This window comes from Methylobacterium sp. J-043 (assembly GCF_022829505.1).
In the GTDB taxonomy this organism is placed as follows: Bacteria; Pseudomonadota; Alphaproteobacteria; order Rhizobiales; family Beijerinckiaceae; genus Methylobacterium; species Methylobacterium extorquens_A.
The window spans coordinates 232,671-256,750 of sequence record NZ_JAKSYB010000075.1 but is presented as its reverse complement, the minus strand read 5'-3'; the positions used below and the strand labels follow the sequence as shown (position 1 = coordinate 256,750).

19 protein-coding genes are annotated in these 24,080 nt (G+C 71.1%); 9 read left to right on the top strand and 10 right to left on the bottom strand.

The features are described 5' to 3' along the window. Positions 1–147: 147 nt before the first annotated feature. Positions 148–1,101 (bottom strand): LolA family protein, encoded by a 954-nt coding sequence (locus MKK50_RS24370; protein ID WP_499025766.1) that lies wholly within the window; start codon positions 1,099–1,101, stop codon positions 148–150. Between the two features lie 178 nt (positions 1,102–1,279). Beyond that, on the bottom strand, positions 1,280–4,591 hold the full coding sequence (locus MKK50_RS24365) for a DNA translocase FtsK (RefSeq protein WP_499025764.1): 3,312 nt from the start codon (positions 4,589–4,591) through the stop codon (positions 1,280–1,282). Between the two features lie 448 nt (positions 4,592–5,039). Here MKK50_RS24365 and MKK50_RS24360 point away from each other — a divergent pair, with 448 nt between their 5' ends. Further along, entirely contained in the window at positions 5,040–7,112 is a 2,073-nt protein-coding gene (locus MKK50_RS24360) for an NAD(+) synthase (protein ID WP_499025763.1), read from the top strand. Positions 7,113–7,134: 22 nt separating this feature from the next. On the opposite strand, the gene MKK50_RS24355 is transcribed toward MKK50_RS24360, so the two are convergent. Both MKK50_RS24355 and MKK50_RS24350 read right to left on the bottom strand, forming a co-directional pair. Further along, complete coding sequence (locus tag MKK50_RS24355; RefSeq protein ID WP_499025761.1) at positions 7,135–7,611, bottom strand: response regulator; 477 nt, start codon at positions 7,609–7,611, stop codon at positions 7,135–7,137. A 134-nt stretch (positions 7,612–7,745) separates the two neighbouring features. Further along, a complete protein-coding gene (locus MKK50_RS24350; RefSeq protein ID WP_499025760.1) occupies positions 7,746–8,846 on the bottom strand; it encodes a histidine kinase dimerization/phosphoacceptor domain -containing protein in 1,101 nt (366 codons plus the stop codon). 410 nt (positions 8,847–9,256) lie between these two features. On the opposite strand from MKK50_RS24350, the gene MKK50_RS24345 reads away from it, so the two are divergent. Beyond that, positions 9,257–10,693 (top strand): AmpG family muropeptide MFS transporter, encoded by a 1,437-nt coding sequence (locus MKK50_RS24345; protein WP_499025759.1) that lies wholly within the window; start codon positions 9,257–9,259, stop codon positions 10,691–10,693. Next, the gene (locus tag MKK50_RS24340; protein ID WP_499025758.1) at positions 10,690–11,616 is read left to right on the top strand and encodes an EcsC family protein; all 927 of its coding nucleotides are present in this window, start codon (positions 10,690–10,692) and stop codon (positions 11,614–11,616) included. Before MKK50_RS24345 ends, MKK50_RS24340 begins: the two co-directional genes overlap by 4 nt. A 9-nt stretch (positions 11,617–11,625) precedes the next feature. Here MKK50_RS24340 and MKK50_RS24335 read toward each other — a convergent pair whose 3' ends face one another. Continuing rightward, positions 11,626–12,831 (bottom strand): hypothetical protein, encoded by a 1,206-nt coding sequence (locus MKK50_RS24335; RefSeq protein WP_499025756.1) that lies wholly within the window; start codon positions 12,829–12,831, stop codon positions 11,626–11,628. Between the two features lie 79 nt (positions 12,832–12,910). Between MKK50_RS24335 and MKK50_RS24330 the strand changes: the two genes are divergently transcribed. The 4 genes from MKK50_RS24330 (at position 12,911) to MKK50_RS24315 (ending at position 16,823) form a co-directional block, all read left to right on the top strand. Continuing rightward, on the top strand, positions 12,911–13,516 hold the full coding sequence (locus MKK50_RS24330; RefSeq protein WP_499025754.1) for an NnrU family protein: 606 nt from the start codon (positions 12,911–12,913) through the stop codon (positions 13,514–13,516). A gap of 97 nt (positions 13,517–13,613) precedes the next feature. Beyond that, positions 13,614–14,324, top strand: coding sequence for a tetratricopeptide repeat protein (locus MKK50_RS24325; RefSeq protein ID WP_499025753.1), 711 nt, complete (start codon positions 13,614–13,616; stop codon positions 14,322–14,324). A gap of 86 nt (positions 14,325–14,410) precedes the next feature. Beyond that, positions 14,411–15,751: a ribosome biogenesis GTPase Der gene (der, locus tag MKK50_RS24320; protein ID WP_499025751.1), complete on the top strand. Its 1,341-nt coding sequence runs from the start codon at positions 14,411–14,413 to the stop codon at positions 15,749–15,751. Positions 15,752–15,920: 169 nt separating this feature from the next. Then, entirely contained in the window at positions 15,921–16,823 is a 903-nt protein-coding gene (locus tag MKK50_RS24315; protein ID WP_499025749.1) for a sulfite exporter TauE/SafE family protein, read from the top strand. Positions 16,824–16,846: 23 nt separating this feature from the next. On the opposite strand, the gene MKK50_RS24310 is transcribed toward MKK50_RS24315, so the two are convergent. Beyond that, positions 16,847–17,971: a carboxylate-amine ligase gene (locus MKK50_RS24310; RefSeq protein WP_499025748.1), complete on the bottom strand. Its 1,125-nt coding sequence runs from the start codon at positions 17,969–17,971 to the stop codon at positions 16,847–16,849. Positions 17,972–18,212: 241 nt separating this feature from the next. Here MKK50_RS24310 and mutM point away from each other — a divergent pair, with 241 nt between their 5' ends. After that, a complete protein-coding gene (gene mutM / locus MKK50_RS24305; protein ID WP_499025747.1) occupies positions 18,213–19,130 on the top strand; it encodes a bifunctional DNA-formamidopyrimidine glycosylase/DNA-(apurinic or apyrimidinic site) lyase in 918 nt (305 codons plus the stop codon). A 221-nt stretch (positions 19,131–19,351) separates the two neighbouring features. Beyond that, entirely contained in the window at positions 19,352–19,567 is a 216-nt protein-coding gene (locus tag MKK50_RS24300; protein WP_253369890.1) for a hypothetical protein, read from the top strand. Between the two features lie 141 nt (positions 19,568–19,708). Here the strand turns inward: MKK50_RS24300 and MKK50_RS24295 are convergent, their stop codons facing one another. The 4 genes from MKK50_RS24295 to MKK50_RS24280 form a co-directional block, all read right to left on the bottom strand. Then, positions 19,709–22,060: a PAS domain-containing protein gene (locus MKK50_RS24295; protein ID WP_499025746.1), complete on the bottom strand. Its 2,352-nt coding sequence runs from the start codon at positions 22,058–22,060 to the stop codon at positions 19,709–19,711. 108 nt (positions 22,061–22,168) lie between these two features. Beyond that, positions 22,169–22,897: a glutathione S-transferase gene (locus tag MKK50_RS24290; protein WP_499025745.1), complete on the bottom strand. Its 729-nt coding sequence runs from the start codon at positions 22,895–22,897 to the stop codon at positions 22,169–22,171. Between the two features lie 21 nt (positions 22,898–22,918). Then, complete coding sequence (locus tag MKK50_RS24285; protein ID WP_499025743.1) at positions 22,919–23,596, bottom strand: YidB family protein; 678 nt, start codon at positions 23,594–23,596, stop codon at positions 22,919–22,921. 89 nt (positions 23,597–23,685) lie between these two features. Beyond that, positions 23,686–23,997 (bottom strand): hypothetical protein, encoded by a 312-nt coding sequence (locus MKK50_RS24280; RefSeq protein WP_499025742.1) that lies wholly within the window; start codon positions 23,995–23,997, stop codon positions 23,686–23,688. Between the last annotated feature and the right edge of the window lie 83 nt (positions 23,998–24,080).

Below are 24,080 nucleotides of genomic sequence, written 5' to 3'. Positions count from 1 at the left end.
CAAGACAGGGCGTCCGGGATCGTGCCGTTTGACGGTCGCGCCACGACGGCAAAGCCGGTGTCATCGTGACGGACCCGGAAACCGTCAGATCGCCAGACGCCCAGGCCGTATCAAAGCACGGCCAGCCCTCAGGTACAGGAAACCGTATCAGGGGTTTCGTCCCTCGATCTGCTGCTGCATCGCCTTGTCCTCGGACCGTCCGTAATTGATGAAGAACAGCGACCCATCGACCGCCTTGCCCTTCTGCAGGTTCGAGAGTTGCACGGTGGTGAGGTAGCCCTGCGGGTCGGTGATCCGCCACTGCGACAGGGTCTTCATCTCGGCATCGAAGAAGAGCTGGATCTTCGAGGTGCCGCCCAGCGTCGAGCGGTCCTCCAGCGCGATGCGCACCCCGCCCGGATCGTTGGTGACGTCGCTCACCGTCAGGTCGCGGGCGAGGTCGATCTTGTCCCGCAGCAGGAATTTCAGCGGCGTCTGCGAGATGAAGTAGAGATCCTGGGTGCCGAGCTTGCGGTCGCGCACCGCCACCGAGGTGCCGTCGGCCACCACTTCGAGGGGGGAGGGCTGGTCGTACTCGAAGCGCAGGCGCCCCGGCTTGGCCAGGGTGAGCCGGCCGCCGATGCGCCGCCCGTCGGCGCCGATCTGGATGAAGCCGCCGGTCAGGGTCTGGAAGCCGTTGAAATAGCTGTTGGCCGCCGCGACCACGGTGGCCGGGTCGGCGTCCTGCAGCGAGGCGCCGAGGGTCGGCGCGCCCACCGCCGCGACCCGCGTGCCGGGGCTCGCGGCCGGCGTCGCCGGAGCGGGCGCGCTGGGCTTGACCGCGGCCTTGAGGCTGCCGGTCTTCTCGGTGGGTTTTTCCGCCGCCTTCTCGGCCGCCTTGTCCGTTCCTTTGCCCGGCTTGGCCGCCGCCTTCTTGGCCGGGGCTGGCGCCGGGGCGGCCTCCGGCTCGGGTGCCCGGGCCGGAGGAGCCGGCGGCTCCTCCTTGCGGCCGAACAGGCCGTCGAGGAAGGAGGAAACTTGGGCCTCCACGGGCTGCGGCTGGAGCGCCAGCGCGGCGACGAGCAGCGGACCGGCAGCGAGGGAGAGGCGTCGGCCAGTCATCGTGTGGGCATCTCCGAAAGCTTGGCGGACGCGGGGCACTTGCCGTCCCGGTGGGGCTCTTGCCGTCCCGGTGCGGACGCGCGGCGGTGGCGCGCCCGGATGTCGTATTCGCGGGTAGACCCGGCCCCTGTGGCGAATATGCGACGGGGGCTGGATTTACGCGGTCGTGAAAAGACGCTCAGTCGTCGTCGTAGCCGCCGGCCGGGGCGCCGGAGAGACCCTCGACCAGGATCTCGCGCTTGCCCGCATGGTTGGCCGGGCCGACGATCCCCTCGATCTCCATCCGCTCCATGATCGAGGCGGCGCGGTTGTAGCCGATCTGCAGGCGGCGCTGGATGTAGGAGGTCGACGCCTTCTTGTCGCGCAGCACAACGGCGATGGCCTGCTCGTAGAGTTCGCCGCCCTCCGCGCCCGCGGTCGCCGCGAAGGCACCAATGTCGAAGACCGGCGCGTCGGCTTCCTCGGTTTCGGCGAAGTCGTCCTTCTCGGCCTTGGCCGCCGCCCGCCCGCCCTTGGCCGGCTTCTCCGGCTGCTCGGAGGAGCCGTCGTCGGCGGTGACCGCTTCGAGGTAGGAGGGTCGGCCCTGGCGCTTGAGGTGGGCGACAACCGTCTCGACCTCGGAGTCCGAGCAGAACGGCCCGTGCACGCGGGTCGTGCGCCCGCCCCCGGCCATGAACAGCATGTCGCCCTGGCCCAGCAACTGCTCCGCGCCCATCTCGCCCAGGATCGTGCGGCTGTCGATCTTGCTCGTCACCTGGAAGGAGATCCGGGTCGGGAAGTTCGCCTTGATCGTGCCGGTGATGACGTCGACCGAGGGGCGCTGCGTCGCCATGATGAGGTGGATGCCGGCCGCGCGCGCCATCTGCGCCAGCCGCTGGATCGCGCCCTCGATATCCTTGCCCGCCACCATCATCAGGTCGGCCATCTCGTCGACCACGATCACGATGTAGGGCAGGGCCGAGAGGTCCATCTCCTGCTCTTCGAACACCGCCTCGCCGGTGGTGCGGTCGAAGCCGGTCTGGATCGTGCGGGTGATGGTCTCGCCCCGCTCGCGCGCCTCCTTCATCCGGGCATTGTACCCGTCGATGTTGCGCACGCTGATCTTCGACATCTTCTTGTAGCGCTCCTCCATCTCGCGCACGGCCCATTTGAGGGCGATGACCGCCTTCTTCGGGTCGATGACGACGGGGGAGAGCAGGTGCGGGATGCCGTCGTAGACCGACAGTTCCAGCATCTTGGGATCGACCATGATGAGGCGGCACTCTTCCGGCTTGAGCCGGTAGAGCAGCGACAGGATCATGGTGTTGATGGCCACCGACTTGCCCGACCCGGTGGTGCCGGCCACCAGCAGGTGCGGCATGCGGGCGAGGTCGGCGATGATGGGCTCGCCGCCGATGTTTTTGCCGAGGCACAGGGCGAGCTTGTGCTTGGTCTCGACGAAATCGACCGAGGCCAGCAATTCGCGCAGGTACACGGTCTCGCGCACCGGGTTCGGCAGTTCGATGCCGATCACGTTGCGGCCGGGGACGACGGCGACGCGGGCGGATACGGCGGACATCGAGCGGGCGATGTCGTCCGACAGGCCGATGACGCGGCTCGACTTGGTGCCGGGCGCCGGCTCCAATTCGTAGAGCGTGACGACGGGGCCGGGGCGTACGGCGAGGATGTCGCCGCGCACGCCGAAATCCTGCACGGTCTGCTGGAGGTTGAGCGCGTTCTGCTCCAGCTCGTCCGCATCGACCTCCTCGCCGTCGTTCAGCGGCGGCTCGGCGAGCAGTTCCAGATCGGGCAGTTCGTAGTCGGCATTGCCGACGAACGACGCCTCCAGGTGGCGCCCGGCGGGGATCAGCATCGGACGCTCGGGCAGGATCGCCCGCGGACGGTTCTCGGGTTCGGGCTCGATGGCGGCCACCGGCTCGGCGGTGTCCGCCTCGAACGCGTCGGCGGTCTCACAGATGACGTCCTGGGCGGTCTCCCGAATCGCCTCGGCGATCACCTCCTGCACCGTCTCGATGACCGGCTCCTCGGCCGGCTCCGCCTCGGCGCCGGGCCGCGTGCGCAGCAGGACCGGGCGGGCCGGGATCGTCAGCGGCGCTGCCACCAGGGCGGCAGGGGAGGGGGCCTGCGGTGCAGGCTGGAACGGGGCGGGAGCCGGATAGGCCGTGAAAGGATGCACGGCGACGGGTGCCGGCACAACGGCGGCGCCCGCGGCCGGGGCAGGCGCCACGGCTTGCGGGGCGGCGTCAAAGGCGGGCTGCGGCGCGGCCTCGGCGAAAGCCGAACGGGCCGGGCGGATCGCGGCGCGGGCGGCCATGGCGTTCAGCACCGCGCGGCGCGCGGCGGGGGCGACCGGCTCGACGACCTCGACCACCGACTCGGATGGGCCGAACCAGCCGTGCAGGGCCGACCAGTCCGGCACGTCCGACCAGTCGGACGGCTCGGCCGGGACCGGCGGGATGAAGGGCGCGTACAATCCGGCAAAGAGGGCCGCGGCCTCGGACGCTTCCGCCGGGGCGGCGAGCGGCGCGGCCTGCAGGGGCTCGGCGGCGACAGCCTCGAAGCGCATCGCGTCGAACCCGATCTCCTCGATCGCCAGCGCGGGCTGCGGGGCGAACGCGACGTGCGAGACGACTTCGACCTGCGGCCCGCCTTCAGCCTGCGGTCCACCTTCAGCCTGCGGCACTTGGACGACGGGCTTCTGCCGGCGGTCGGGGGTGCGGAAGAAACTCACGCCGGGCGGCGGCACGAACGGGCGGCGCCAGCTCGGCACCTCGGAGGCGGCCTGCTCGGCGCGCAGCCGGGCGGCCTCGTCGTTCTCGGCGACGCGTTGCGCCGCGCGCTCGGCGGCTTCGCGCTCCGCTGCCTCGCGGGCCCGCTGCGCCTCCAGCGCCGCGGCCTCGGCGGCGGCTTCTGCGGCCTCGGCGGCGGCCTGGGCATCGAGCAGGGCCTGGGCCCGGAGCTGCGCCTCGCGCTCGGCCTCCAGAGCCTGGCGGCGGCGCTCCATCAGAACGGTGTCGGGGGTGCGGGTGAAGCGCACCGCCTCGGGCAGCGCAGCCTGCGGCACGCTGTAGGACCCATCCTGCGAAGCGGGCAGGGCGTGGGCCGCCGGGATCACGCCGGCCTCGGGCGCGATCGCCGCCGGTCGGCGCGGCGTGCGCACCAGAACGCCGGGACCGGAGGCGCGGGGATCGATGCGGCTCTCGAACGGCATCTCCGGCTGAGCGCCATAGGGCAGGGCAGGCGCGGGCATCTCGAACAGCCCCTCCTCCGGTTCGAGCGACCACGGCTGCGAACCCCAATCCTCCTGCGCGGCCGGCGCGCGGCCGAGCATCGCCCCCGGCGGCACCAGCCAGCTCGGCACGTTGCCCGCGTCGAACCCGTCCGTGCCCGGCTGCAGCAGCGCCGGATGCGGCAACGCGTGGGGAAGCGCCCGCGGCGGGGCCGGGGGCGCGCCCGCGATGCGCCGGGCGAGGTTGGAGCGCAGGCTCATCAGCCGATGGGCGATGCCGCCGATCGACCGGTCCAGGCGGTCGCCGCCGCGGCTCGGCCGCGATGGATCACGATGGGAATGGGGAGGCCGTCCCGATGCGCGCATGATCTGTGAGATGACTCGAAACAAGGTCCGGCTCCTGCGGAGCGGTTCGAGCCCCAAGGTAGGCGGATCGTCGTTAACGAACGCTTGCCTCGACCTTGCTTCGACCTTTCCCAACCTCGTCCCGCACCCGCCCTCCCCTCTTCCGGGGCGCCTCGGACCGACCGGTGCAAGCGTGGCATGAACCGGATATCATCGAGCCCGGTTGGCTCTTCACGGCGATGTTTCGAGGCCCGGTGACGGATGGCGGCCCAATCTCGGTCGCGCCTGGAAATAATCTCGAAAAGGACGGCGCGAGAGGCACTTGGCAGGAGTTCCTGCCGTATCAGGTGAGCAGTGAGACCCGGTGACGACTCCGAGCCAAGAGACCTTGAGTCCGAAAAGCTTCCGCTCCCTCTACCGGCACGGCTTTGCCCGCGTCGCCGCCTGCACCGGCCGCAGCCATCCGGGCGACCCGGCGGCCAATGCCGCCGACATCCTGGGCCTCGCGCGGCAGGCACACGGGGCCGGGGCGGCGCTCGCGGTCTTCCCCGAACTCTGCGTGTCCTCCTACGCCATCGAGGATCTGCTGCTGCAAGCCACCCTGCTCGACGCGGTCGAGGCGGGCGTGGCGCGGCTGGTCGAGGAGAGCGCCGGGCTCACGCCGCTGCTCGTCGTCGGCGCGCCCCTGCGCTGGCGCCACCGGCTCTATAACTGCGCCGTGGCGATCCGGGGCGGGCGGCTGCTCGGCGTCGTGCCGAAGAGTTACCTGCCGAACTACCGGGAGTTCTACGAGAAGCGCCACTTCGCTTCCGGCGCCGGTATCCTGGGCGAGGCGATCCGCCTCGGCGGGCTGGAGGCGCCGTTCGGCACCGACCTGATCTTTTCCGCCGCCGACCTACCGGGCTTCCGCCTCGCCATCGAGATCTGCGAAGACCTCTGGGTGCCGCAGGCGCCGGGCATGGATGCGGTGCTGGCCGGCGCCACCGTGATCGCCAACCCCTCGGGCAGCCCGATCACCGTGGGCCGGGCCGATTCCCGCGCGCTCCTCACCCGCGCCGCCTCGATGCGGGGCCTGTGCGCCTACGTCTACGCCGCGGCCGGCACCGGCGAGTCCACCACCGACCTGTCCTGGGACGGGCAGACCAGCATCGACGAGAACGGCGTGCGGCTGGCCGAAGGGCAGCGCTTCCCGCAAGCGCCGGTCGTGACGTTGGCCGATATCGACCTCGACCTGATCGCCGCGGAGCGGCTCCAGGCCGGGAGCCTCGACGACAACGCCCGCCACCAGAGCCCGCGCCCCTGGCGCACGATCCCCTTCCGGCTCGACCCGCCGCAGGGCGATCTCGGTCTGGAGCGCCGGGTCGAGCGTTTCCCCTTCGTGCCGGCCGACCCCGCCCGCCTCGCGCAGGACTGCTACGAGGCTTACAACATCCAGGTCGCCGGCCTCGCCCAGCGGCTCGCGGCGACGGGCACCAAGCGGGCGGTGATCGGGGTTTCCGGCGGCCTCGACTCGACCCACGCGCTGATCGTCGTCGCCAAAGCCTTCGATAAACTCGACCTCCCGCGGAAAAATATCCTGGCCTACACCCTGCCGGGCTTTGCCACCTCCGACGAGACCAAGACCAACGCCCACGCCCTGATGCGGGCGCTCGGCACCACCTCGGAGGAGATCGACATCCGCCCGGCCGCCCGGCAGATGCTGACCGATATGGGTCACCCGTTCGGGCGCGGGGAGGCGGTCTACGACGTCACCTTCGAGAATGTGCAGGCGGGCCTGCGCACCGATTACCTGTTCCGGCTGGCCAACCAGCACGGCGGCATCGTCATCGGCACCGGCGACCTTTCGGAACTGGCGCTCGGCTGGAGCACCTACGGCGTCGGCGACCAGATGAGCCATTACGGCGTCAACGCGGGCGTGCCCAAGACCCTGATCCAGCACCTGATCCGCTGGGTGATCGCGTCCGGGCAGTTCGGCGAGGCGGAGAACCGCACGCTCCGGGCGGTGCTCGACACCGAGATCTCGCCCGAACTGGTGCCGGCCTCGGAAGGCGAGGGGCCACAGAGCACGGAGGCCAAGATCGGCCCCTACGCCCTGCAGGATTTCAATCTCTGGTTCACCCTGCGCCACGGCTTCCGCCCGTCGAAGATCGCCTTCCTCGCGCTCCACGCCTGGGGCGACGCGGCGGCCGGCGACTGGCCGCCGGATTTCCCGGAGGCCAAGCGCGTCGCCTACGACCTGCCGGAGATCAGGCGCTGGCTCGGCGTCTTCCTCGACCGCTTCTTCCGCTTCAGCCAGTTCAAGCGCTCGACGCTGCCCAACGGCCCGAAGGTCTCGGCCGGCGGCTCCCTCTCACCCCGCGGCGACTGGCGCGCCCCGTCGGATGCCAGTGCCCGGGCGTGGCTCGACGAACTGGAGCGGAACGTGCCGAAGGCGTGAGGGTCGGGCTGGCGCGCGGACGTCAGGGCTGCCCGCCGGTCCGATCCCCGCCGCCCGGTCCCGGGGCGAGGTGGAAGCCGTCGAGGGTCTCGGCGGAGGGCGGGTGGCCGGCACGGCGCTGGGCGACGTAGTCGAGGGCGCCCGCCACGGCACGCTCGGAGTAAGGCTTGGCGATGACCCCGAGCGCGCCCGCGAAATCCGGCGGGATCCGCTTGGCGTTGGCGGTCATGAACACCACGGTGACCCGCGGGTCGCGGCTCAATTGGCGCGCCACCTCCACCCCGGTCGGCCCGTCGATGAGGTGGATGTCCACCAGCGCCACGTCGGGCTGGGCGGTGCGGCCGAGGGCGATGGCGTCCGCCGAGCAGCCCGCCACGCCGACGCTGACATGGCCGAGGTCTTCCAGCAGGCATTCCAGTTCGAGGGCGATCAGCACCTCGTCCTCGACGACGAGGATGCGCAAGGGCGCCTCCCTCGGCACCTCCCTCACCTCGGGCATCGCGGTTCTCCCGGCGTCGTTCGATCCCCCCGCCCCGAATGGATCCGCCGGATTTGCGCAAGAGGGAACGGGCGCGGCCCGTCGCGGGACCGGTTTCCGGTGGAAACGGGCCGGAATGCGGAGGCGCCTGTCCGTCACAATGCGTCGGTCCCGACGAGCGGGATCGTGATCGTGATCCGCGTGCCGGGCCCGGCATCCGACCATTCGAGGGTGCCGCGCAACTGGCGCACCACCATCTCGACCAGGGTGCGGCCGAAGCCGGCGGGATTGGGGGGCGCCGAGGCCATGCCGATGCCGTCGTCCTGAATGACGAGGCGCATCCCCGTCTCGCAACGGTGTGCCTCGATGGCGACCCGGCCGCGGCGCGCCTCCGGGAAGGCGTGGAGCAGGGCGTTCGTCGTCAATTCGTGGATCAGCAGCGCCAGCGGTGCGGCCATGGCGGCGGAGAGCGCCAGCGCCTCGATCTCGGTCTCGATCCGGGTGCGGTCCCCGTCGAGTCCGGCGGCGAGGTCGGCGATCAGGTCGTCGGTGAATTCCCTGAAGTCGAAGCGGGAGACGTCGCCCTCCGAGTACAGCATCCGGTGGGCCGTGGAGAGGGCGCCGATCCGGTCGGCCATGGCCTGGAGCGCGTCGCGGGCATCGCCCACGGGCGTGCGGCGAGCCTTCAGCAGCATCAGCGAGGAGATGACCTGGAGGTTGTTCTTGACCCGGTGATCGACCTCGTGGAGCAGCGCGGTCTTCTGTTCGAGCGCCGAGCGCAGGTCGGCGGTGCGCTCGCTCACCTCGCGCTCCAGCGCGTCGTTGGCGTCGCGCATCGCCAGTTCCAGGCGGTGCTTGTCGGTCATGTCGGCCTGGGCCGAGAAGAAGAACAGAACCTTGCCCGCCTCGTTGCAGACGGGGTTGATCGTCATGCCGTTCCAGAACGCCGTGCCGTCCTTGCGGTAGTTGAGCAACTCGCCCTCGAACGGCCGGCCGGCGGCGAGCGCCGCCCGCAGCGTCTCTAGCACCGCCGCATCGGTGCGCGGACCTTGCAGCATACGGCAATTGTGGCCGTAGAGTTCCTCGCGGTCATAGCCGGTGAGCGCCAGAAAGGCGCCGTTGACCCAGACGACCGGATTGTCCCCCCGCCGCGGATCGGTGACGACCATCGGTGTCGGGCTGGCCTCGAAGGCTGCCGCGAAGACCTCCACCGTCACGCCCGAGGGTAGGCTCGCTCCTTTGGGAAAACCCGTCATCTCTACGCCAACACAAGCCTGCCGATTTCGAGCGCGGCACGCGAACCGGAGTCACCCGACGCGTTGCGACGCGTCCGGCTCCGCGACTCCAACGAGCCCGCCCCTCCCCCGTTCCGTGCGGCCAAGCACGGAGCACCCCGGCGGCTCGCTATCGTGCGGACGCTGGCCATTACGGTTCCGTCAACCATGCTTGCCCCATAAAGGAACGCAGGATTCCGAAGCTGCGCTCCGCCCGCAAGGGCGGCGACGGGAGCCGGCGGGCGCAAGGCCGCCATGTTTTCCGCGGAGTCGTATCAAAGATGCGCGAGCGAACGATGCGCGCGTCGGGGCGACCGGCCGTCCGCGGCATCTCAAGGTCCCATGAAACCCCGCCTCCGCCTCCGGGCGAAGGCTCCAGGGAGTTCCACGCGATGGCGGCGCAAGCAGCGACCCCCGAAACGCCCGCGAAGACGAAGCCGCGCAAGCTGCGCCTGCGCGACATCACCGAGGACAAGCGCGTCGCGCAGATGCTGGCGCTCGGCTTCTCCTCCGGCCTGCCGCTCCTGCTCGTGCTCGGCACCTTCACCCTGCGGCTCGCCGATTCCGGCATCGACATCAAGACGATCGGCTTGTTCAGCTACGTCGCGCTGCCGTACTCGCTGAAGTTCCTCTGGGCGCCCTCGATCGACCGGGTCGACGTGCCGTTTCTGGCCCCGCGCCTCGGCCGCAAGCGCGCTTGGATGATCGTGACGCAGATCGCCACCGCCCTGGCGCTGGTGCTGATGGCCTTCGCCGACCCGAAGGACCATCTCGCGCTCATCGGCCTCGGCGCCTTCCTCGTTGCCTTCTGCGCCGCCACCCAGGACGTGGTGATCGACGGCTGGCGCATCGAGGCGGCGGGCACCGACCTGCAGGGGATCATGGCCGCCACCTCGAACCTCGGCTACCGGTTCGGGCTGATCCTGGCCGGCGCCGGCGCGCTCTACGTCGCGGCCTATGGCGGCTGGACGCTGGCCTATCTCTGCATGGCCGCGCTGATGGGCGTCGGCCTGATCGCGGCCCTCCTCGCCACGCCCTACGACCGGCCGCGCGAGGCGGCGACGGGCAAGCGCGACCTGCCGGCCGCCGTGCGCCGCGCCGTGCTGGAGCCCCTGACGGAACTCCACGCCCGGATGGGCAACGCCCTGTTCGCGGTGCTGGCGCTGGTCGCGCTCTACCGGATGCCGGACTTCGTCTCCGGGGTGATGGCCAACCCGCTCTACATCACGCTCGGCTACGGCAAGGCGGAGATCGCCACCATCGTCAAGCTGTTCGGCATCTGGGTCGGGATCGCCGGGGGCTTTGCGGGCGGCTGGTCGATCGCCCGGCTCGGCATGTTCCCGACCCTGGTGATCGGCGCCTTCATCGCCGCCGCCTCGCACCTGTCGCTGGCGTGGCTGGCGCTCGGCGATCCAGAGCAATGGCGCCTCGCCATCGCGGTCTCGATCGAGAGCCTGTGCGGTTCCTTCGCCGGCATCGCGCTGATCGCCTACATGTCGAGCCTGACCACGCCGGGCTTTGCCGCCACGCAATACGCGCTGTTCTCCTCGCTCTACGCCCTGCCGGGCAAGCTGGTCGCCGGCACCTCCGGCTTCGTGGTGGCGGCCTACGGCTTCCCGACCTTCTTCGCCATGACCGCGGCGGTCGGCATCCCCGTCGTCGCCCTGTGCTTTGCCGTCGGCCGTATCCCGCAGCGCACGGCGCCCGCGGAAAGCCCGGCCGAGGCCGCACCCGATGCCGTGCCGGGGAACCCAACCGCCCCCGTCGGTCTTGCTTCAGCCGAAGCGGGCCCCGAGATCCCGCCCAAAGTCGCGAGGGCGCAGACGTGAACGACCTTGCCGTTGCCGGAGAAACCCTCCCGGTCCCGATCGACCCGCCGGCCGGCCGGCCCCTGTCGGAGGAGGACCGCGCCGTCCTGCGGCGCGCGGTGGCCGTGCTGGAGAAGCCGGGGCTGGCCTCCCGGCTCTCGGCCGCGGCGGGTGCGCCCCTCGACATGATCGGCCGCGCGCTGCCGGCGCCCATCACCGAGACGGTGGCTAGCGCCACGGAGGGCGCGATGCGCACGGCCCTGCGGGTCGCGCTCGCGACCCTGCCGGACAAGGCTGTCAAACCCGCCGGCACGGCGCTGGAGCGCATCGAGACCGAGGCCGGCGGGCGCCTGAGCCGCCTGCTCGGATCGAGCGACACCCGCCACAAGGCGCTCGCCGCGGTGACGGGCGCCGTCGGCGGCGTGCTCGGCCTCGCGACGCTGGCGGTCGAGCTGCCGGTCTCGACGACGCTCATGCTGCGCTCCATCGCCGAGATCGCCCGGGAGGAGGGCGAGGATCTGAGCGATCCCGAGAGCGCACTCGCCTGCGTGCAGGTCTTCGCCCTCGGCGGACGGGCCGGCGCCGAGACGACGGTGGCCGATAGCGGCTATTTCGCGGTGCGCGCGGCCCTGGCCAAGACCATGTCGGAAGCCGCCCGCTACGCCGCCCACCGCTCGCTGCTCGATGCCGGCGCGCCGCCGCTGGTGCGGCTCACCGCGCAGATCGCCGCCCGGTTCGGCCTCGTCGTTTCGCAGAAGGTCGCGGCCCAGGCCGTGCCGGTGATCGGGGCGCTCGGCGGGGCGGCCGTCAACGCCGCCTTCATGGACCACTTCCAGTCCATGGCCCGCGCCCACTTCACCGTGCGCCGGCTGGAGCGCGCCTACGGCCGGGACGCGGTGCACGCGGCCTATCTCGAGGAGAAGGCGGCGCTCGGCCTCGGCTGAGGCGGGCGCTCACGGCCACACCTTGATCGACACCGGCCGCCGCACGAGGTCGCGGTCGGAGGTGATGGTGCAGCCCTCCGTACGAAGTGTTGCGAAGGTGAGAAGTGCGCTTTCGCCGACATCGTCGAAGTTGCGGCCCTTGGCACCCGGATCGAGCAGGGACGGGTAGGCGATCAGCCGCCCTTTGGCCCGGCACGGATCGTCGTAGAGCGTGGCGCCCGCCAGCAGCAGCCGCGGCACGTCCCAGACGAGCAGGTCGCGCGACGTGCTCCAATAGAAGCCCGATTCCGGAAACGCGCCGCCCTTGGCCGCCATGAACACGGCGATCCAGGCCCCGGAGCCGCGGTGGCGCACCACCGCGCCGACGGGGGCGGGGAACGGCCCGACCGGCCGGCAGGTATCGGCGATCTTGAACGTCTTGCGGTAGGGGTCGGGGAAGGCGGCGGTGAAACCGGTGCCGGTCCAGGCGCGCCAGCTCGTGGGATCGTCCGGGCGCTCGGTGCGGAACAGGCAGACGCCCGCCGCCTGATCGCTACCGGGCCGGTCCCAGCCCGTGGTCGAGGCGAGGAAGTAGCGGAAACGCCCCTCGCCGAAGATGTTGGACGGGTTGAAGAAGCCCCGGTGCCGGCCCTGCCCCTCCTCCTGCCGGAACGGCGCGCCCGCCACCACCGCGGGCGGCGCCGCGCGGGTGAAGCTGCGTCCGCCGTCGCGGGAGAAGGCCGCGGTGACCGTGTTGTACCAGCACTCCATGTACACCTTGGAGCGGCAGCGGCCCTCATGCTCGTTGGCCTGATACTCGTGGTGGAGCAGGGCGGCGACGTTCGTGCCGTCCTCGGTCCAGGTGGCGGTGATCCACGACCGGTCGTCGTAGAGCGCCGGGTCCGGCTTCTCGCCCGAATCGAGTACGACGCGGCAATCGATCTTCAGGCTGTCGAGATCGAGGCCGCGCAGGGCCCGGTTGCGGTAGTGCAGGCCGTAGACCGCGATCTGACCCGAGGCGTCGCGGAAGGCGCGGGCGGGCGCGTCGGGCACGTCGGCGCCGTCGCAGGCGTCGCGTGCGGGCGAGAAGATCGTCCGTTCCGGTCCCGTCAGGGTGAGCGCCGCGAGCGGCGGCTCCGCGGCGGCGGCCGGCGGCACAGGGCCGCACGAGAGCGCGAGCGTCACGGCGAGAAGGCCGGCGAGAGGGCGGGCAAGCGGACGGGACGATCTGGACATCCCGCCGAGATTGCGTTTTGAACCGTTACAGGGAGCTTGTCCGCATCCGCCGGAGCGAGCGCCGTCCACAGGCTGCCCCATGCTGGTTCTGATCCTCGGCCTCGTGCTGTTCCTCGGCACGCACGCCTTCTCCATGGCCCGCGCCCGGCGCGCGGAGGTGATCGGCCGGATCGGCGAGGGGCGGTTCAAGCTCGGCTACACCCTGCTCTCGGTGCTGGGCCTGATCCTGACCGTCTACGGCTACGGGCTCTACCGGGGGGACGGCATGATCCCGGTCTGGTCGCCGCCGCTCTGGACCCGGCATCTCGCGGTACTGCTGACGCTGTTCGCCTTCATCAGCCTCGCTGCGACCTACCTGCCGGGCCACATCCGCACCCGGCTCAAGCATCCGATGCTGCTGGGCGTGAAGATCTGGGCGACCGCCCACCTCCTGGCCAACGGCGATCTCGGCTCGATCCTGCTGTTCGGCTCCTTCCTCGCCTGGGCGGTGGTCGCCCGCATCAGCGCCAAGCGCCGCACGCTCACGGCCGGTCAGGTGGCGCAGCAGCATGGCCGGCAGGCCGCGCCGGCCGGCTGGCGCAACGATGCCATCGCCGTGGTCGTCGGCGTCGTGGCATGGTTCGTGTTCGGCAAGTACCTGCACCCGCTGCTCATCGGCGTCGCCGCTTGGCCGGGACAGGCTTGAAGCCCCCCATTCGCCAAAGCGGGGGCGCTGTGCTAGGCGCCCCGGACAAGACGACGAGCGAGGCGAGCGCGCTCCGCGAGGAGCGCCCGGATTTGTCATGGCCGAGAACAACGAGTTCATCCGCGAGGTCGACGAGGATTACCGCCGCGACCAGATCGCCAACATCTGGAAGCGCTACAACGCGCTGATCATCGCCGGGGCGATCCTCCTCGTGGCCGGCGTCGGCGGCTACAATTACTGGCGCCATGCCGAGCGCACCCGCGCCGAGGCGGCCTCCGAGCAGTTCGATCGGGCCAACCGCCTCGCCAAGGACGGCAAGGCGGAGGAGGCCGACCGCGACTTCGCCGCGATCCAGGCCGACGGGCCGGGGGGCTACGCCCTGCTCGCCCGCTTCCGCCTCGCCGCCGAGGCGACCAAGCGCGATGCGGCCGCCGGGGCGGTGGCCTACGATAAACTCGCTGCCGATTCCGGGGTCAGCGATGCCCTGCGCGACCTCGCTCGCCTCCGCGCGGCGCTGCTGCGCCTCGACGGCACCGATCCGAACCCGGCGCTGACCAGCCTCCAGGGCCTTGCCGCCCCGACCAACGCCTTCCGCCACACCGCCCGCGAGATGCTCGGCCTCACCGCGCTCAAGCGCGGCGACATCGAGGGCGCCGGCCGCTGGTTCGACCAGATCGGCGCCGACGGCGAGACGCCCCAGGGCCTGCGTCAGCGGGTCGAGATCTATCAGGCGCTGGTCGCCGGTGGCGCTGTCACCGTGACGGAGGCCAAGCCCGAGAATGCCGCGCCGCCGCCGATCACCCGCTGACGGCGCGGCCGGAACCGCCTATCTTCAAACTAGATGTTGCGCGTCGGGCTCCCTTGCCCGCGCGCCTGACGAGACTGTTGTTTCCCATGGATCTGCCGACCGTCGCGATCGTCGGACGCCCGAATGTCGGCAAGTCGACCCTGTTCAACCGGCTGGTTGGGCGCAAGCTCGCCCTGGTGGATGACCGCCCCGGCGTGACCCGCGACCGCCGCGAGGGCGAGGGCTTCATCGGCGACGTCGCCTTCCGCGTCATCGACACCGCCGGCCTCGAAGAAGCGGATGCCGACTCGCTGCTGGGCCGGATGCGGGCCCAGACCGAGGCCGCGATCCTCGAAGCCGACGCGGTGCTGTTCGTGATCGACGCCCGCGCCGGCGTCCTGCCGTCCGACCGGCCCTTCGCCGAACTGGTGCGCCGCTCCGGCTGCCCCGTTATCCTCATCGCCAACAAGGCCGAGGGCGGCGCTGGGATGGCGGGGGCCTACGACGCGTTCTCGCTGGGGCTCGGCGACCCGATCCCGTTCTCCGCCGAGCACGGCGAGGGACTGGGCTCGCTGCAGGATGCGCTGCGCGAGGTTCTGCCCGAACCCGACGAGGAGGACGAGGACGGGGAGGGCGGCAAGGGCCTGCGCGTCGCCATCGTCGGGCGGCCGAACGCCGGCAAGTCCACCCTCATCAACCGGATGATCGGCGAGGACCGCCTGCTGGTCGGGCCCGAGGCCGGCATCACCCGCGATTCGATCTCCCTCGATTGGGAGTGGCGCGGGCGCCGGATCAAGCTGCACGACACCGCCGGCATGCGCCGCCGGGCCCGCATCGACGACAAGCTGGAAAAGCTCGCGGTCTCGGACGGCCTGCGCGCCGTGCGTTTCGCCGAGGTCGTGGTCGTGCTCCTCGATGCGACGATTCCCTTCGAGAAGCAGGATCTCACCATCGTCGATCTGGTCGAGAGCGAGGGCCGCGCGGTGGTGATCGGCCTCAACAAGTGGGATCTCGTCGCCGACCAGCCGGGGCTGCTCAAGACCCTGCGGGAAGACTGCACCCGCCTGCTGCCGCAGGTGCGCGGCGTCTCGGTGGTGCCGCTGTCGGGGCTCGCGGGCGAGGGGATCGACAAGCTGATGCAGGCGGTGGTCGATGCCTCCGAGGTGTGGAGCCGGCGCGTCTCGACGGCGCGGATCAACGCGTGGCTCACCGAGGCGACGCAGCGCAACCCGCCGCCCGCGGTCTCCGGCCGGCGCATCAAGATCCGCTACGCCACCCAGGTGAAGAGCCGCCCGCCGCACTTCGCCCTGTTCGGCAACCAGCTCGACGCCCTGCCGAAATCCTACACCCGCTACCTCGTCAACGGCCTGCGCGAAGCGTTCGAACTGCCCGGCGCGCCGATCCGCCTGTCCCTGCGCACGACGAAGAACCCGTTCGAGAAGGGCTGAACCGGCCGGCGAATCCGGGGAAACGCGGTTCCCGGGAAGGACATTCCCCCGCGGGGGAGCGACGGAGAGTTTCGGCCTCGGCGCGCGTTGAACTTGGGAACGCCGCTCCCTTGCTCGCGAGCCCCAAGTCCTTAGCCTGTCGGCTCCTTCTCGCATGGATGGTTTCCCGATGGCCGGATCGTCCTCCGCCGCTGCACGGCCGGCGAAATTCGTCGAGCCGCGCACGCTTGCCCTGGTCGGGCTCGCGGGCCTCGTCGTGGCCGCCGCTGCGGCCCTGTTCGTGACGCTCGCCGATGCCGGCACCGTCCAGGCGGTCCGCGACGGGTTGACGAGCCGCGGATTCTGGACCGCGGCGGCAGTCGGGCTCGCGGCGCAGGCCGTCGATGGTGCGCTCGGCATGGCCTACGGCATCACCTCGACCACCTTCCTTCTTTCCACCGGAGTGCCGCCGGCGGCGGCCTCGGCTTCCGTGCATGTGGCCGAGATCTTCACCACCGCCTTTTCCGGCTTCTCGCACTGGCGGCTCGGCAACGTGAACGGCGCGCTGTTCCGGCGCCTGCTGATCCCCGGCGTGATCGGTGCGGTGGCGGGCGCGTACCTCCTCACCTCGGTCGATGGCGAGACCATCAAGCCGTTCGTCTCGGTCTACCTGCTTGGGATGGGGCTCTACGTCCTGTCGAAGGCGTTCCGCACCCTGAAGACGCGCCGCGAGCCGCCGCGGGCCGTGGTGCCGCTGGCGCTCGGCGGCGGTTTCGTCGATGCGATCGGCGGCGGCGGGTGGGGGCCGGTGGTCACGACCACGCTGGTCGGCGGCGGCCAGGATCCGCGCACCACGATCGGCTCGGTCAACGCGGCGGAGTTCTTCGTCGCGGTGGCGAGCGGGTTGTCCTTCACCCTGCTCGGCGGGCTGACCCACTGGACCACCATCGCCGGCCTCGTCGTCGGCGGGCTGTTCGCAGCACCCATCGCCGCCGGGCTGGTCAGGGTGATCCCGGCGCGGGTGCTGATGGTCGTGGTGGGCCTGCTGATCGCGGGTCTCAGCCTCGTGAGCCTCACCGGTCTGTTCAGTTGACCGTCCTCACCCCGCCCGCGTGGTCATCCCGCCCGGGTGGTCTCGGCGAGCCAATCCACCACCGCGTCGAGGGCTTGGCGGTTGCTGGTGTCGCCGCCGCGGGTGCCCTCGAACGCGGCGATCTGCCGGTCGGCGCTGGTGCCCTCGCGTAGGATGCGGCGGGCGTCGGCCACCTCTTCGGTGCAGCCCAGCGCCTCGGCATCCTCCGCGATCAGCGAGAGCAGCGTGTCGAGGGCAGCCTCGAAAGGGAACGCCTGCTCGGAGGCCTCGTCGATCAGCTCGGCCTCGATCCCACTGCGCTGGGCCCGCCACAGGTTCTCCGCCGCGATCGCCCGCGAGACGCCGGTGAGCCCGGCATTGATGTCGGGCCGGCGCTCGACCAGCCGCACGAGGCAGCGGAACAGGGCCGCCACGACGATGGCGTCGGAAAGCCGGGTGCAGGAATCGGCGATGCGCAGTTCGAGCGTCGGGAACTTGATCGAGGGGCGTAAGGACCACCACAGGAAGCTCGCATCCTGGATCGAGCCGGCCTGGGTCATGATGCGCACGTAGCGCTCATACGCCGCCGCATCGCCCATCAGATCGGGCAGGCCGGTGCGGGGCAACTCGCCGAAGGCGCTGAGGCGGTAGGCGGACAATCCCGTCGGCTTGCCCTGCCAGAACGGCGAGGAGGCCGACAACGCGAACAGCAGCGGCTGGAACGGCAGCAGCCGGTCCATCAGCGCGACGCGCCGGTCGGGGTCGGCGACCTCGACATGGACGTGCATGCCGCAGATTAGGCTGCGCCGCCCGGCGAGGCCCACATCGCGCAGGATGCCGCGGTAGCGGTCGCCCTTGGTCGGCAATTGCCGCGCCCAGTCGGCGATGGGGTGAGTGCCGGCGGCAAAGACCAGAAGCCCATGCTCGCGGCCCAGATCCGCCAAGGCCTGCCGCTGCTCCAACAGCGCGGCGTGGGCGGCCGGGAACGCCGTGGAGGGCGGCGTGCAGACCTCGACCTGACATTGCAGCAGTTCCCGCCCGATCTCCGGCAGCCGCTCCCCGGCCGCCTGATGGAACGGCTTGACCGATCGACGCGGCGTGCCGCGGGTCTCGGCATCGGCGAGGAAATACTCTTCCTCGATCCCGAACCGGTAGGGGTGGGCGCTCATGCCGTGCTGACTCCGACGACCGGCTGACGCGCTCTCGCCGGAGGGGCGGCCGGTCCGGCCCGAGAGGCGCACCGAAAGGACCTTGGCCGGGAGCAAGCCGTGAGCCCCGGCAACGGTTCCCGGGGAGGCTCGGCGGGCCAGCGCGACACCGTGGCCGCCCGGCACCGGCCGGCAGGGCTCGCGCCGGGGGCGGGGAGGGCGCTACAGCTTCCATTCCCGCCGCCGCTTCTCTCCGACGACCATGCCCGAACTGCCCGAAGTCGAGACCGTGCGCCGGGGGCTTGCCCCCGCGATGGTCGGGGCGCGCGTCGCCCGCGTCACCCTGCGCCGGCCGAACCTGCGCTTCCCCTTCCCCGAGCGCTTCGCCGAGCGGCTGGAGGGCACCACGGTGCTCGACCTCGCGCGCCGGGCCAAGTACCTCACGGCACATCTCGATTCCGGCGAGAGCCTGATCCTGCATCTCGGCATGAGCGGGCGCTTCGACGTGCGCCTGCCCGACGGCTCGAACCTCTCGCCCGGCGACTTCTACCTCGAAGGGGCGCTCGGCACGCCCAAGCACGACCACGTGGTGATGGCGTTCGCCAACGGCGCCACCGTCACCTACAACGACGCCCGCCGCTTCGGCTTCATGGATCTCGTGGCGACACGCGACCTCGAGACCTGCCGACACTTCGCCAGCATGGGCGTCGAGCCGCTCTCCGACGCCCTCGACGCACCCGTGCTCGCGCGCCTGTTCGCCAAAAAGATCACGCCGCTGAAGGCCGCACTCCTCGACCAGCGCCTGATCGCGGGCCTGGGCAACATCTATGTCTGCGAGGCGCTGCACCGCTCGGGCCTCCACCCGGCCCTGCCGGCGGGTGCGCTGGCCAAGCCCGACGGTGCGCCGACACCGAAGGCGAGGAAGCTCGTCAAGGAGATCAAGGCGGTGCTGACCGAGGCGGTGGCGGCCGGCGGCTCCACCTTGCGCGACTACGCTCGGCCGGACGGGGAGCGCGGCGCCTTCCAGCACGGCTTCCGCGTCTACGACCGGGTGGGCCATGCCTGCCCGACCAAGGGCTGCACGGGCCGCGTCGGCCGGATCGTGCAGGGCGGGCGCTCGACCTTTTTCTGCGAAACCTGCCAAACGCTGCCAGCCAGCCAAGTCTTGCCGGTCCGGTAAGGTCCGAACGGCGGGGGCACCGATTTCATCCCGCTTATCTTTCGCTGAAATTCGGCGCTCATCCCCCGTTCTTCAGGTCACCACTCACGCGAATGTTGAACGGTTTGGGGCCGCACTGCGTTCTCAGCTTTGCCACAGCACGGCAAAGCCCGTTTCCGCTCTTCCGCTGCGCCGGCCGTCCGCGGCAGCGCTTCCGAGAGCTTAACGACACGGAGGAACACATGCGCGCCATCAAGCTGATCCCGGTTCTCGGCCTGCTCGCTCTCGGCCTCGCGGCCTGCAAGGACGAGAAGAAGGACACCACGGGCACGACCACGCCTCCGGCCAACACCACGACCACCGCCCCCGCGACGCCGCCCGCCACCCCGCCGGCCGCAGGACAGACCACGGCGCCGACCAACCCGCCCGCCGCCAACAAGCCCGCCGGTCAGCCGTAGTTTTCGGGACGTTCCGACGTCGCCCGGTCGGTGGCCGGGCGGCATGAGAGAAGGAAGGCCGGCCGAAAGGCGGGCCTTCTTGCGTTTCGGCGGCCCACCCGCTCGCAGGGGCGTGGCAGACGCCCCATCACGAACGGCGCCTTATCCCGACACCGTTTCCCGCTTCACCCGCCGCCCCGCCATCTCCTTGAGCACCCGCCCCAGCTCCTCCGCCGAATAGGGCTTGCGCAGCAATTCGAACCCATGTGCGTCGTCCTGCGCCAGGACGTGGCTGTAGCCCGAGGTGAGGACCACCGGCAGGTCCGGAAAACGCTCGCGCAGGATGCGGGCCAGCGCGATGCCGCCCATGCCGGGCATCACGACGTCGGAAAACACCGCCTCGAACGGCGTCTCGGTGCGTTCCAGCTCGACCAGGGCCGCCTCGGCGTTCTCTGCCCAGACCGGCTGGTGGCCGAGTTCCTCCAGGATCTGGGTGCAGAAGCGACCGACTTCGAGGTTGTCCTCGACCACGAGGATCCGCAGATGCGCCTCGGCATCCGCATCCGGCCTCGGCCGGGCGGGGGCGGGGGCCTCGAGGGGGGCAACGACCTCGGGCAGGTAGAGGGTGAAGGTGGTGCCCTCGCCCGCGCGGCTCCACACGTCCACATCCCCGCCCGATTGCTTGGCAAAGCCGATCACCTGGGAGAGGCCGAGCCCCGTGCCGCGGCCGACCTCCTTGGTGGTGAAGAACGGCTCGAAGATGCGGGAGAGGTCGGCGACGGCGATCCCGGTGCCGGTGTCGACGACTGAGACCGCGACGAAGGGACCCGTCGAGCCGGCATGGCCGCGGATCGGCGGCATCGGTACGGCGCCGTCGAGGCGCAGGGTCAGGCGTCCCTCGCCGTCCATGGCGTCGCGGGCGTTGACCGCCATGTTGACCAAAGCCGTCTCGAACTGGCTCGCATCGGCGCGGACGTAACAGGGGGCGCCGGGTAGGTCGGTCACCACGCGGATGCGCGCGCCGGTCACCGAATCGAGCATCTCCGAGATGCTGCGCAACCGTTCGCCGACATCGAAGGTCTCGGGCTTGAGCGCCTGCCGACGGGCGAAGGCGAGGAGCTGGCCCGTCAGCTTCGCCGCCCGGTCCACGGTGTCGGAGACCGCGTCGAGGTAGCGGCGCTTGCGCTCGGGCGCGAGGTCGGGCCGGCGCAGGAACTCCACCGAGGAGCGGATGATGGTGAGCAGGTTGTTGAAGTCGTGGGCCACGCCCCCGGTGAGCTGGCCCACCGCCTCCAGCTTCTGCGACTGGCGCAGGGCGTCCTCGGCATGCCGCTGCTCGGTGATGTCGCGGCCGAAGCCGTAGAGCAGGCCGTCGGCGGGCACGATGGTCCAGAGCACCCGGCAGGTGCCGCCGTCCTTGGTCAGGCAGGTCAGCTCAAGGTCGGTCGAGGCGCCGGCCGCGAGCCGTTCCAGCGCCGCCTCGGCCGCCGCCCGCTCCTCGGGCGCGAAGAAGTCGGGCACGTGGCGGCCCACCGTCTCGGCCCGCGACCAGCCCAGCGTTCGGCTCCACGAGGGGTTCACCGCGCCGATCCGCCCGTCGGGGGTGGCCACGACCTTGAGGACCGGTGAGAGCGTCCAGACGCGGTCGCGGTCGCGCCTTTGCGCCACCACTTCCGCTTCCAGGTCGGCAGCCTTGGAATGGAGCAGGTGCTCCACGCGCCGCCGGGCCGTGATGTCCTGGAACAGCACCGCGACCTGCCGGCGCGACGGCGGCTCGATGCGGAAGGCGGCAAGTTCGAGGTAGCGCCCGGTGGCGACCAGCTCGCGCTGGAAGCGAATCGGCCGGCCGGTGCGCAGGACGTCGCCGTAGAGCGCGAGCCAACCGTCGGCCTCGTCGCCGACGATCTCGCGCAGGCGTCTTCCCTCCACGTTCTCGATGCCGGAATGCTGGGCGTAGGCACGGTTGGCGGTGACGTGGACGTAGTCGCTCAAGGGGCCGTGCGGGCCGTCGATGAACTCGATGACGGCGTAGCCCTCATCCATCTGCTCGAACAGCGTGCGGTAGTGCTGCTCACTCTCGGCCAACGCCGTGCCCTGGGCCCGCTGCTCGGTCACGTCCCGCACCACGCCCGCGAGCCGCAGGGCCGCGCCGTCCGCATCGCGCTCGATCTCGAGGGTGCGGGCGATCCAGCGAGGGGCCCCGGTTCGGGGATCGCGGACGCGGTAGACCGCCTCCTTGGACGAGGCACCCGAGAGGATTGCCGGATCCTCCTCCGGGAAGCGCTCGGCGAACGCGGCCAGCGCGTATCGCTCACACACTTCCAGGCCGTGCAGGCGGCAGAAGGCGGGGCTCGGATGCAGCACGCCCGCGCGCAGGTCGAGGGTGAAGACACCGATCCCGGCGGCATCCTGCACCCGGGCGAGTTGGTCCTGCGCCGCCCGCAACGGCTCCACGATCCGAAAGCGCGCCGATTCGGCGCTCGGTTCCTCGGTGATGGGGGGAGTCTCGGGCATGCTCACGCGGGTAGGTGTAGCACGCCGTCAGGCGTCACAAGCGCGACCGTTTGGCTGAGAAACAGTCTTCACGACAATGTCAAAGGTTAACCCGCGCGCGGCGGTTCGTCAGCCGACATCGAGTTCCGGATAGCGCCGGAAGATGCCGGCTTCGTTGAAGGGAAGGCACCGCTCGCTTGCACGATAGGCCGCGATCCGCGGCAGCTGCCCGATTCGCTCCACGTGGGCGACGATGCCCGGCGTCTGCGCCAGCGCCCGGGCCGCAGCCCTTGGAAAGGCGTAGCGCAGGCCCGCCACGAGCTGGAACAGCGACGTGTCGGCATAGCTCATTGCACCGCCGACCAGATGCTCCGGCCCCACCGGGTTGCCGGCGAGCACGCGCTCGAACCAGTTCAGGAATTTCGGGATGCGGTTCTTGCAAAAATCCTCTGCGCGGCGGCGCGCCTCGGGTCGCTGATCCTCGTAATACAGGCCGACGCCGACCGGGTGATGGGTGTCGTGCGCCTCCGCCACCATGTCGGCGATCGTGAGCTGGATCTGGTGCGTCCAGATCCGGTCGGCCTCGTCCGCCCCGACGAGGCCGAGGCGCGGCCCGAGATAGAGTAGGATCGCCGCGGTCTGTCCGATCACGCGGTCGCCGTCCTTGAGGAAGGGCGGGGCGAAGGGCGGGCGGACCGGCTCGTCCTCCAGGCGGTCCATCATCGCCGCGATGCCGCCGCCCTCCGCCTCGGGCTGGCGGGCGACATCGACGTAATCCGCCCCGGCCGCTTCGAGGGCGAGCCGCACGAACTCGCCGCGGCCGGGGATCATCGGCCAGTAATGCAGCTCGTAGGCCATGGCGGAATCCTCAATCCAGGCTCACCAGCCGCCGCGTTCCTCACGGCTCGGCGCCCGGCCCTGGGGCGTCAGCGCGTCGATCACACCGGGCAGGGCCTGGGCGAGCTGCCCGAGCAGATCCTCGCGCGGCAGGCCGGTCTCGCGGCTCAAGCTGTCGAGGGTGTTCGGACCCAGCGCCTCAGCGAGGCGGTTCGGCGCGATCTCGCGGTTGGGGCCGTGGCCGATCCACGAGCCGATCACGTCGCCGAGGCCGCTGCGCTCGAAGCCCTGGATCAGGCCGTCGAGTCCGTGGGAGGCCGCGCCGCTGCCGTCATCCGGCTCACGGTCGAGCCCGGCATAGGGGCCTCCGCCGGGCGAACGGTGCCCGGAATGGCCGTCGCCGGGGCCGTCGAGCATGCCGGCGAGGTCGCCGAAATCGCCGCCGAGGTCGTTGCCGGCCTCGCTCCCCTGAGCCGGTGGCCCGCTGCGGCGGCCCTGGTTGAACCCGCCGAGATCGCCGTCGTCGGAGCCGGGTCCGGGGAAGGATCGGCCGTCGGATCCCGGCGAACCGCGGCCGAAGATATCGCCGAGCCCACCCCCGCCCTTGGCGAGCAGCAGCATGAGGAGCGCCTTCACCACCGGCGAGGCCAGCGCCCCGCCGCGCCCGCCCCCCAAAACCTGTCCGACGACTCCGCCGATGACCTGATCGAGCAGCCCCATGCGTTTCCTCCCGCCGGTTCACGCTACCATTCACGCCCGTTGCAGCGGCCGTGCCGGTCCAACGGCGAACGCAGGCGTGGGGTTGCGGATCAGTTCTCGTGGTTCGAGCGGAACGGCTTCGAGAGGTGATCGGAGGGATTGGTGCGCACGGTCTTTCCGCTCTTGCCCTCCGGCACCACCGCGGTCGAGGAGCGGATTGCGCTCGGGGGCGAGACCTCGCCGGTCGGCCGCTCAGCGGAGCGATCGTTGCCGCGCACCGTATCGGTGCCGGAGGGCAGGGTGCCGGCGGTGGGCTGATCGTTGGGGTTGGCCGCGCTCTGGGCCTGCACCGGCACCGACAGGATCAGGCTGCCGAGGAGAGCACCCAGAGCGGCGCGACTGAGGGGAGAGGGGGATCGCATCGGTCGGCTCCATCACGCTTTGCGCCATTACGCTTGGCGCCGCCGGGCGGCCTCGCAGCCGAGCCGCCCGGCGGTGGCAGGAT